Annotated in this window: 12 protein-coding genes; 9 read left to right on the top strand and 3 right to left on the bottom strand. The window is 68.3% G+C overall.

The genetic code is table 11. The features are described 5' to 3' along the window. The 8 genes from ACFE7U_RS07135 to ACFE7U_RS07100 form a co-directional block, all read left to right on the top strand. The coding region (locus ACFE7U_RS07135; protein ID WP_375409033.1) for a hypothetical protein at positions 1-185 on the top strand (185 nt) is incomplete at its 5' end. Positions 186-187: 2 nt separating this feature from the next. Further along, the gene (locus tag ACFE7U_RS07130) at positions 188-649 is read left to right on the top strand and encodes a molybdenum cofactor biosynthesis protein MoaE (RefSeq protein WP_375409032.1); all 462 of its coding nucleotides are present in this window, start codon (positions 188-190) and stop codon (positions 647-649) included. Positions 650-860: 211 nt separating this feature from the next. After that, positions 861-1,778, top strand: a complete 918-nt coding sequence (locus ACFE7U_RS07125; protein ID WP_375409031.1) for a branched-chain amino acid ABC transporter permease — start codon at positions 861-863, stop codon at positions 1,776-1,778. A gap of 40 nt (positions 1,779-1,818) precedes the next feature. Next, positions 1,819-3,156, top strand: coding sequence for a high-affinity branched-chain amino acid ABC transporter permease LivM (gene livM / locus ACFE7U_RS07120; protein ID WP_375409040.1), 1,338 nt, complete (start codon positions 1,819-1,821; stop codon positions 3,154-3,156). Beyond that, positions 3,153-4,019 (top strand): ABC transporter ATP-binding protein, encoded by an 867-nt coding sequence (locus tag ACFE7U_RS07115; RefSeq protein ID WP_375409030.1) that lies wholly within the window; start codon positions 3,153-3,155, stop codon positions 4,017-4,019. The genes livM and ACFE7U_RS07115 overlap by 4 nt, the downstream gene beginning before the upstream one ends. Positions 4,020-4,029: 10 nt before the next feature. Then, entirely contained in the window at positions 4,030-4,812 is a 783-nt protein-coding gene (locus tag ACFE7U_RS07110; protein ID WP_375409029.1) for an ABC transporter ATP-binding protein, read from the top strand. After that, entirely contained in the window at positions 4,809-5,186 is a 378-nt protein-coding gene (locus ACFE7U_RS07105) for a DUF6867 family protein (RefSeq protein ID WP_375409028.1), read from the top strand. Before ACFE7U_RS07110 ends, ACFE7U_RS07105 begins: the two co-directional genes overlap by 4 nt. A gap of 53 nt (positions 5,187-5,239) precedes the next feature. Further along, positions 5,240-6,361, top strand: a complete 1,122-nt coding sequence (locus ACFE7U_RS07100; RefSeq protein WP_375409027.1) for a branched-chain amino acid ABC transporter substrate-binding protein — start codon at positions 5,240-5,242, stop codon at positions 6,359-6,361. Positions 6,362-6,511: 150 nt separating this feature from the next. Here ACFE7U_RS07100 and ACFE7U_RS07095 read toward each other — a convergent pair whose 3' ends face one another. The 3 genes from ACFE7U_RS07095 to ACFE7U_RS07085 all read right to left on the bottom strand — a co-directional run bounded on the left by ACFE7U_RS07095 (position 6,512) and on the right by ACFE7U_RS07085 (position 8,472). Next, positions 6,512-6,877, bottom strand: coding sequence for a response regulator (locus ACFE7U_RS07095; protein WP_375409026.1), 366 nt, complete (start codon positions 6,875-6,877; stop codon positions 6,512-6,514). 154 nt (positions 6,878-7,031) lie between these two features. Beyond that, positions 7,032-7,601, bottom strand: a complete 570-nt coding sequence (gene hpt, locus ACFE7U_RS07090; RefSeq protein WP_375409025.1) for a hypoxanthine phosphoribosyltransferase — start codon at positions 7,599-7,601, stop codon at positions 7,032-7,034. Positions 7,602-7,614: 13 nt separating this feature from the next. Continuing rightward, positions 7,615-8,472, bottom strand: coding sequence for a zinc-ribbon domain-containing protein (locus ACFE7U_RS07085; RefSeq protein ID WP_375409024.1), 858 nt, complete (start codon positions 8,470-8,472; stop codon positions 7,615-7,617). Positions 8,473-8,696: 224 nt separating this feature from the next. Here ACFE7U_RS07085 and ftsE point away from each other — a divergent pair, with 224 nt between their 5' ends. Beyond that, positions 8,697-9,398: a cell division ATP-binding protein FtsE gene (ftsE, locus tag ACFE7U_RS07080; RefSeq protein WP_375409023.1), complete on the top strand. Its 702-nt coding sequence runs from the start codon at positions 8,697-8,699 to the stop codon at positions 9,396-9,398. Positions 9,399-9,423 lie beyond the last annotated feature (25 nt).

The raw sequence follows: 9,423 nt of genomic DNA, 5'->3' as shown, positions 1-9,423 counted from the left end.
ATCTGCCGCAAGAACCGGTAGCCTGGGCCGGCGGCGAGGGTCATATGGACTTCCGCCGCCTCGAGGGGAGATGGCGGGGCCTGCGAAGGTCCAGCATGGACGATACGGCGCGCAACCTGGATTCGCCGCAGCCTTCTGGCAAGGCGTTTCCCGTTCCCTACCCCACCATCGCAGGCGAATCGTGACAATGTCCTCGGTCAGCATCCAGAGCGTGCCCTTCGACACCGCCGCCGAGATCGCACGGCTGTCGGACGAGTTGCACGGCCGGGCGGGCGCCATCGTCACTTTCAGCGGGCTCTGCCGCGACGAGGAGGGACGCCTGACCGGGCTCGAACTCGAACATTATCCCGGCATGGCCGAAGCCGAGATCGAGCGGGTGGTGGAAGAGGCGCGGGCGCGCTGGCCGCTCCAGGGCGTGCGCGTCATCCACCGTCACGGCCTCGTGGCGCCGGGCGACGGCATTGTCCTCGTCGTGACGGCATCCGGCCACCGCATCGCCGCGTTCGAGGCGGCGAGCTTCCTGATGGACTACCTCAAGACCCGCGCTCCGTTCTGGAAGCGCGAGCATCTGGCGGACGGGACCGTGGGCGGCTGGGTCGAGGCGGCGCAGGCCGACGATGCCGCGGCGGAGCGTTGGGCGGGGCGCTAGGACCATCACGGTTCGTTCGGGTTCCGAGAGTCGGATGCGCTTCGGCGCGCCGAACGGCCGAACCTTTGTGCTGCAACGCCGGAAACTTGTGCGCCCGATGGTTGTGGCCCGACCCCTCGTGGATTGACCACGGCCCCGTCTATGGGACATTCCAACGTGAGCCGACGCGAGGTTGAGCTGACGCCAGGGCACGGGACGGACGAACCCCACGATGGAATTCTTCGCCCAGCAGTTCATCAACGGCCTGACGCTGGGCTCGATCTACGGCCTCATCGCCATCGGCTACACCATGGTGTTCGGCATCATCGGCATGGTGAACTTCGCCCATGGCGACGTCTTCATGCTCTCGGCCTTCATCGCGCTGATCGTCTTCCTGGCACTCACCACCTGGGTCGGCCTCGTCTCGGTGCCCCTCGTCTTCGTCATCGTGCTCGTCTGCGCCATGGCGCTCACCGCACTGTGGGGCTGGGCGATCGAGCGAGCCGCCTACCGGCCGTTGCGCGGCTCGTTCCGCCTCGCGCCGCTGATCTCGGCCATCGGCGTCTCGATCTTCCTGTCGAACTTCGTGCAGGTGGTGCAGGGCGCGCGCAACAAGCCGGTGCCGCCCCTCGTGCGTGACGTCATCGTGCTCTACCAGCGCGACGACTACATGGTGACCCTGTCCTACAAGCAGGGGCTGATCATGATCACCACCGCGGTGCTGCTCGCCGGCTTCTGGTACCTCGTCCAGAAGACGCCGTTCGGCCGCGCCCAGCGGGCCTGCGAGCAGGACCGGCGCATGGCAGCCCTCCTCGGCATCAACGTCGACCGCACGATCTCGCTGACCTTCGTGCTCGGGGCGGCCTTGGCGGCGGTCGCCGGCACGCTCTACCTCCTCTATTACGGCGTGGTCTCGTTCTCCGACGGCTTCGTGCCCGGCGTGAAGGCCTTCACGGCCGCGGTGCTCGGCGGCATCGGCTCGCTGCCCGGCGCGGTCATCGGCGGCCTCATCATCGGCCTTATCGAGACGTTCTGGTCGGCCTATTTCTCCATCGAGTACAAGGACGTGGCCGCCTTCCTGATCCTCATCATCGTGCTCATCTTCAAGCCGTCCGGCATCCTGGGGCGGCCGGAAGTGGAGAAGGTCTGACGTGGCGCAGGGCTCCATCCTCCCCGCCGCCGGGGCATCCGTGGTCCGCCGCGAGGCTTCGCCGTACCCCGAGATTCTCAAGGACGCCGCGCTCTTCGCCCTCGTCACCCTGGGCCTGAGCATCCCCATCGTCGCGATCCGCACCGATCTCGGCCAGGGCTCGGGGCTCTTCCTCACCACCCGCTGGGGCGTCGTCGCCCTCCTGTGCGGCGCGGTTTTCCTCCTGCGGCTCGCCCAGCGCCTCGTGCTGCTGCGGGTCGGGCAGCGCCGCGTCGCGGCCGAGGCACGGGTCGCGGCGAGCGGCCTTCCCGCACCGGTGAGCCGGATCGCCGCCCTCCTCGGGCCGCTGACGCTGGGGCTCGCTCTCACCCTTCCGCTCCTCGCCGTCATCGGCGGCGGTGGCCTGAGCGAGGGCCGCTACTGGATCGATCTCGGCATCCTCATCCTCACCTACGTCATGCTCGGATGGGGCCTCAACATCGTGGTCGGCCTCGCCGGCCTGCTCGACCTCGGCTACGTCGCCTTCTATGCGGTGGGGGCCTACACCTACGCCCTGTGCGCCACGGTGTTCGGGCTGTCGTTCTGGATCTGCCTGCCGCTCGCCGGCCTGTTCGCCGCGGCCTTCGGCGTGCTGCTCGGATTCCCGGTGCTGCGCCTGCGCGGCGACTACCTCGCCATCGTGACCCTGGCGTTCGGCGAGATCATCCGCCTTGTCCTCATCAACTGGGTCGACTTCTCCGGGGGAGCCGCCGGCATCTCGTCGATCCCCCGCGCGAGCTTCTTCGGCATCCCGTTCACCGCCGGGGAAGGCGGCTTCGCGGCCATCTTCGGGCTCGACTTCAACCCGATGCACCGGGTCGTCTTCCTCTACTACCTCATTCTTGTCCTCGCGCTGATCACCAACCTCGTCACCCTGCGCATGCGCCGCCTGCCGCTCGGCCGCGCCTGGGAGGCCCTGCGCGAGGACGAGATCGCCTGCCGGTCGCTCGGCATCGACACCACCATGACGAAGCTCACCGCCTTCGCGCTCGGCGCAATGTTCGCGGGGTTCGCCGGCTCGTTCTTCGCCGTGCGCCAGGGCTTCGTCTCGCCGGAGAGCTTCAACTTCCTGGAGAGCGCGATCATCCTCGCCATCGTCGTGCTCGGCGGCATGGGCAGCCAGATCGGCGTCGCCATCGCGGCGATCGTGATGGTCGGGGCGCCCGAACTGCTGCGCAACCTCGGCTTCCTCAAGGCGGTGTTCGGCGAGGGCTTCGACCCCAACGAGTACCGCCTGCTGCTGTTCGGCCTCGCCATGGTGGCGATGATGGTCTTCCGCCCGCGCGGGCTCATCTCCGAGCGCGAACCCTCCGTGCGGCTGGCGGAGCGGGCACGATGAGCCAGGATACCAAGCTGGCGGATCCGATCCTCGTCGTCGACCACCTCACCATGCGCTTCGGCGGCCTCGTCGCCGTCGACGACCTCTCCTTCGAGGTCGGGCGCGGCGACATCACCGCGCTCATCGGCCCCAACGGTGCGGGCAAGACCACGGTCTTCAACTGCATCACCGGCTTCTACAAGCCGACCGAGGGCATGCTCACCCTGCGCCAGGCGGGGGGCGCAACCTACCTCCTGGAGCGACTGCCCGGCCACGACGTCAACCGCGTCGCCCGGGTCGCGCGCACCTTCCAGAACATCCGCCTGTTCCCGCGCATGACCGTGCTCGAGAACCTCCTCGTGGCGATGCACAAGCCGCTGATGAAGGCCTCGGGCTTCAGCGTTCTCGGCATCCTCGGCTTTCCCAGCTACGCCCGTGCCGAACGGGCGGGCATCGACAAGGCCCGCGCCTGGCTGGAGCGCATCGACCTGATCGCCCGCGCCGACGACGAGGCCGGCGACCTCCCCTACGGCGACCAGCGCCGGCTGGAGATCGCGCGGGCGATGTGCACCGACCCGGTGCTGCTCTGCCTCGACGAGCCGGCGGCGGGTCTCAACCCGCGCGAATCGGCCGAGCTCAACACCTTGCTGCGCCTGATCCGTGACGAGCACGACACCTCCGTGCTTCTCATCGAGCACGACATGTCGGTGGTGATGCAGATCTCCGACCGGATCGTGGTGCTCGATTACGGCCTCAAGATCGCCGACGGTAGCCCTGAGCAGATCCGCAGCGACACCCGCGTCATCGCCGCCTATCTGGGGGTCGACGACGAGGAGGTCGAGGCGGTGGAAGCGGAAGTCGGGCTCACGGGGGCGCAGGCATGAGAACCCCGCCATGAGCGTCGCCGGCATCAACGTCCTCGTGGAGGAGACCCGCGCCCGGACGCAGGCTGCCAAGGCGCCGCTCCTCAGCGTGCGCGGCGTCTCGACCTATTACGGCAGCATCCGCGCCCTCAAGGGCGTCGACCTCGATGTGAGCGAGGGCGAGATCGTCGCTCTGATCGGCGCCAACGGCGCCGGCAAGTCGACCCTGATGATGACAATCTTCGGCAGTCCCCAGGCCCGCGACGGCACCATCACCTATGCGGGGCGGGACATCACGAAGTTGCCCACCCACGAGATCGCCCGGCTCAACATCGCCCAATCGCCCGAAGGCCGGCGCATCTTCCCGCGCATGACCGTGCGCGAGAACCTGCAGATGGGTGCGTCCGTCAACGGCGGACGCCATTTCGCCGAGGACCTGGAGCGGGTCTGCACCCTGTTCCCGCGCCTGAAGGAACGGATCGACCAGCGCGGCGGGACCATGTCGGGGGGCGAGCAGCAGATGCTCGCCATCGCCCGCGCCCTGATGAGCCGGCCGCGCCTGCTCCTTCTCGACGAGCCGTCGCTCGGCCTCGCCCCGCTGGTGGTCAAGCAGATCTTCAACGCGGTGAAGGAGTTGAACCGCACCGACGGTCTCACGGTCTTCATCGTCGAGCAGAACGCCTACCACGCCCTCAAGCTCGCCCATCGCGGCTACGTGATGGTGACGGGCACGATCACCATGAGCGGCACCGGCAAGGCCCTCCTCGACAATCCCCAAGTCAAGGCCGCCTATCTCGAAGGGGGCCAGCATTGAGCGAAACCCTGCCCCAAGCCCTCCCCCATGACGGCCCCTCGCTCTGGGTCTTCGTCCTCGTCACGGTGATCCTCGGCGGTTCGGCGGCCTGGATGACGGGCAGCGGCATCGCGCGGGCGTGGCGACCGTTCTGGCAATGCGCCCTCGCGCTCCTCCTCGTGGCGGCGGTCGCCCGCTTCCTGCACTACGCCCTGTTCGAGCAGCCGCTCCTGTCGGGCGCAGGGTTTGCTCTCGATGCGATCGTCATCGTGCTGATCGGTGCCGCGGGCTATCGTGCCACACGCGCCCGGCAGATGACGACGCAGTACCGTTGGCTCTACGAGCGGACGGGACCGCTGACCTGGCGCACGCGCGATCCATCGGGGTCCCGCTGAGCGGGGTCCATGCTTTCAAGCGGCCGGCATGCCGGCCTGGAGGGGAAACAACCATGAAAACACTGCTCTCGGCCGGCGTCGCGCTCGGCCTCGTCATGGCGGCCTCAGGGGCCTACGCGGACATCAAGATCGGGGTTGTCGCCCCGATTACCGGTCCGAACGCGGCCTTCGGGGCGCAGATCAAGAACGGCGCTGCCCAGGCGATCGAGGACATCAACAAGGCCGGCGGCGTCAACGGCGAGAAGCTGATCCTGTCGGTGGGAGACGACGCCTCCGATCCCAAGCAGGGCGTGTCGGTGGCCAACAAGTTCGCCTCGGACGGGGTGAAGGTCGTGGTCGGCGCCTTCAACTCCGGAGTCTCGATCCCGACCTCGGACGCGCTGCAGGAAGCGGGGATCATCCAGGTCAGCCCGGCCTCCACGGCGATCAAGTTCACCGAGCGCGGCAACTGGAATACCTTCCGCACATGCGGGCGCGACGACCAGCAGGGTGGCGTGGCCGGCGCCTATCTGGCCGACAAGTTCAAGGGCAAGAAGATCGCCATCGTCCACGATAAGAGCCCCTACGGGAAGGGCTTGGCCGACGAGACCCTGAAGGCGCTCAAAGCCAAGGGCGGCACCAACGTGATCTACGAGGGCATCAACCCGGGCGAGAAGGATTTCTCGGCCCTCGTCTCGAAGCTCAAGCAGGCCGGGGTCGACGTCGTCTATTTCGGCGGCCTCCACACGGAAGCCGGCCTCATCATCCGCCAGATGCGCGACCAGAGTCTGAACGCGCCGCTCATGGGCGGCGACGGCATCACCGATCGGGAGTTCGTGCAGATTGCCGGGCCGGGCGCGGAGGGCAGCTACATGACCTTCTCGCCGGATGCGCGCAAGAACCCCAAGGCCAAGGCCATCGTAGACGCCTTCAAGGCGCGCAAGATCGATCCGGAAGCCTACACGCTCTATTCCTACGCCGCCGTGCAGATCCTGCAGGCCGCGATGACGGCGACGAAGTCGTCGGACGGCAAGAAGATTGCCGACTACATGCATCAGGGCAAGCCGTTCGACACGGTTATCGGCGACATCTCCTTCGACAAGAAGGGCGACATCACCCGGCCGGACTACGTGATGTACGTCTGGAAGAAGGGTCCCGACGGCTCGATCAACTACGCCGGCAACGAGGTCCAGTAGCCCTTCCGCCGTACCTCACGAGCCGGCTCTGGATCGTCCGGAGCCGGCTCTTCCCAATGGCCTCACGCATTCAGGCGTATCGGCCCTGGCGGCGTTCCGGATTTCCGGATGAACGGTCGACGATCGCGGGGCAGAGAGACTGCGCGGCGCTCAGGCCGCGAGGGCGCGATTCACCGTCGAGCGGAGATCCGCCAGCGAGAACGGCTTCGTCAGCACGTCGGTGACGATGGCGTCAAGGCCCCGCGCACGCTCGCGCTGGTCGGCAAAGCCCGTCATCAGCAGGATGGTCAGAGCGGGGAAGTCCCGCTTGGCGGCAAGCGCCAAGGCGATGCCGTCCATGAGCGGCATGCGGATGTCGGTGAGCATGAGGTCGAAGTCGCCGGCGGCCTCCGTCAGGCGGTCGAGGCCGTCGCTGCCGTCGCTGGCCGTGACGACGGCATGGCCGTCGATCTCCAGCCCCCGCTTCAGGAAGCCCCGGATCGTCTCTTCGTCATCCACGAGCAGGATGCGGGCCATCGACACCGTTTCGAAATTGCAACGTCGGCCATCCGACGCTTGGCTCAGACACGCAAGCAGGATGCCGGCTGTCAAGCGTTCGGCATGTCAACGCCGTATGACTTCGGAGGGTTGCGCCGAAATGCCGCCGGACTACTCCGAAAGGCGTAGGCGGTCAGGTTCCGCCGAACAGGTCCGGCTCGCTGCTGTCGAAATCGACGACGCCGACGAAAGGCAGCTGGCGATAGGCATGCGCGGCATCCATGCCGTAGCCCACCACGAAGGCATCGGGGCAAGCGAATCCGACGAAATCGGCGTCGATCGTCACGGCACGCTTGCCGGGCTTTTCCAGGAGCACCGTCGTCATCACCCGCTTCGCGCCGCGCGCCATCAGCAGGTCCTTGGCGAAGACGAGGGTGCGGCCGGATTCGAGGATGTCGTCCACGAGGAGCACGTCGCGCCCGCGGACCTCGCTCTGGACGTCGCGCAGGATCTCGACCTGTCCCGTCGAGACCGTGCCGGTGCGGTAGCTCGAGAGGTGGACGAACTCGACCTGCGGCGACAAGCCGGAGCGGTGCAGCGCCCGCAGGAGGTCGGCGGCGAACATGAAGCTGCCCTTCAGCACGGCGACGACGAGGAGGTTCTCGGTCCCCACGGCGCTGATCTCGGCCGCGAGTTCCTCGTTGCGGCGGGCGATGGCGGTTTCGTCGAAGAGGACGCGGACGCGTCTGGGGGGCGTTGTCATCGCGAGAGGCATATCACGGCTGCCCGCGGCTGGCATCGGTCTTCGACGGCGAGGGCGGGTTCCCGCTCGTCGGCTGCCCGGCCTCGGCGAGACGGACCTCGGGGAAACGGACCTGGACCGACCGCCCCTGGGCCGGCGGCGCCGACAGGCTGGCGCGGAAACGGGCGCGCTCGCCGCCGCTGATCGTCGGCCGCGGGGCTGGAATGCTCCAGCGGTAGACCGTCTGGTCGCGGGCGTCGCGCACCTCGATGGCAATCGCCGGGACCGGAACGGCGTCTTTTGCGACACCGACGAGATCGCCCTCGATCACGAGCTGCCCGACCCCGTCCTCTCCGACGCTCTGGAAGGCGACGAGGTCCCGCAGATCGACGCCGCGCAGATTCACCGGCAGGCCGATCGAGGCGTAGAGCGAGGCGCTCTGCGGCATCGCCCGCACGATCGTGCTGCGCCCCATGAGGGCCAGGCCGGCCACCGCCACGAGACCCACGCAGGCTGCTGCGGCGGAGCCGAACGCGCCGAGGCCGGGACGCGCCTTTCGCGGCGGCTTCGAGCGCTTGGCCGAGGGACGGGTCCGTTCGGCGGCGGGGGTCTCTGCCGGCTCGGGCGTCGGTACCGCCGGGCCATCGGCCTCGAGGCCCTCGTCGGCGAGAGCGGCTTCCCAGGCATCGAGGGCGTCCTGATCTTCCGAGCGGTTGCCGGCACCGCCACCCATCGCCGCCATGGCATCGGCGATCTGCGCGGCGGCCACGTCGTCGGGGCTGATGAACCAGGTTTCCCGACAGGCCGCGCAGCGCACCGAGCGACCCTCGGCGCCGACGCGGTCGGTGGGGATCTCGTACTCGCTGGCGCAGGCGGGACAGGCGATCTGCATGACGAATCGGTGCTTCCGAGGCCGGTCGGCGGTTGCCGCTTCGCGTAAAAAGCCTGACATGGTTGTCGCGGAACACGGTTAACCGTGCGTGAAGTCGGGCAGGGAGCACACGTCTTGAGGCATCGGATGACGGGCGGGACGGGGAGCGGCGGAACTCCGGCGGAGCGCGTTCCGGGCAAGTGCGTTTCGGGCAAGAGCGTTTCCGGTGAACCGTGCCTGACCGCGTGACTCGTGCCAGCCTCCTGACCGGCGCCGACGAGCCGGTGGTCCAGTTCGAGAATGTCGGGATGCGCTACGGCCTCGGGCCGGAGGTCCTGAGCGATGTCAGCTTCGAGATCGCACCGCATTCGTTCCATTTCCTCACCGGCCCCTCGGGCGCCGGCAAGACCACGCTGCTGCGCCTCATCCTGCTCTCGGTGCGCCCGACCCGCGGCCTCGTCTCGGTCTTCGGCGAGGAGGTCAGCGGCATCTCCAGCGAGACCCTGACCTCCCTGCGCAGGCGCATGGGGGTGGTGTTCCAGGACTTCCGGCTCCTCGACCATCTCACCACCTACGAGAACGTGGCGCTGCCCCTGCGCGTCCAGGGCCGGGCCGAGACCAGCTACAGGGCCGAGGTGGTCGAGCTCCTGCGCTGGGTGGGGCTGGGCGAGCGCATGCACGTGCTGCCACCGCTCCTGTCGGGCGGCGAGAAGCAGCGCGCGGCCATCGCCCGCGCGCTCATCGCCCGCCCCGAACTGCTGCTCGCCGACGAGCCCACCGGCAACGTCGATCCCGGGCTCGGGCGCCGGCTCCTGCGCCTGTTCATCGAGCTCAACCGGCTCGGCACCTCGGTCCTCATCGCCACCCACGATTTCGCCCTGATGGACCTGTGCGACGCGCGCCGCCTCGTCCTCGGGCAGGGCCGGCTGACGGTGGAGACGGTCTGATGGGGCAGGCTGCCTCCCCTCCCCC

The sequence above is a fragment of the uncultured Methylobacterium sp. genome (assembly GCF_964251405.1).
Classification (GTDB): domain Bacteria; phylum Pseudomonadota; class Alphaproteobacteria; order Rhizobiales; family Beijerinckiaceae; genus Methylobacterium.
The sequence above is the reverse complement of the archived record's forward strand: the minus strand, read 5'-3'. Positions and strand labels throughout refer to the sequence as shown.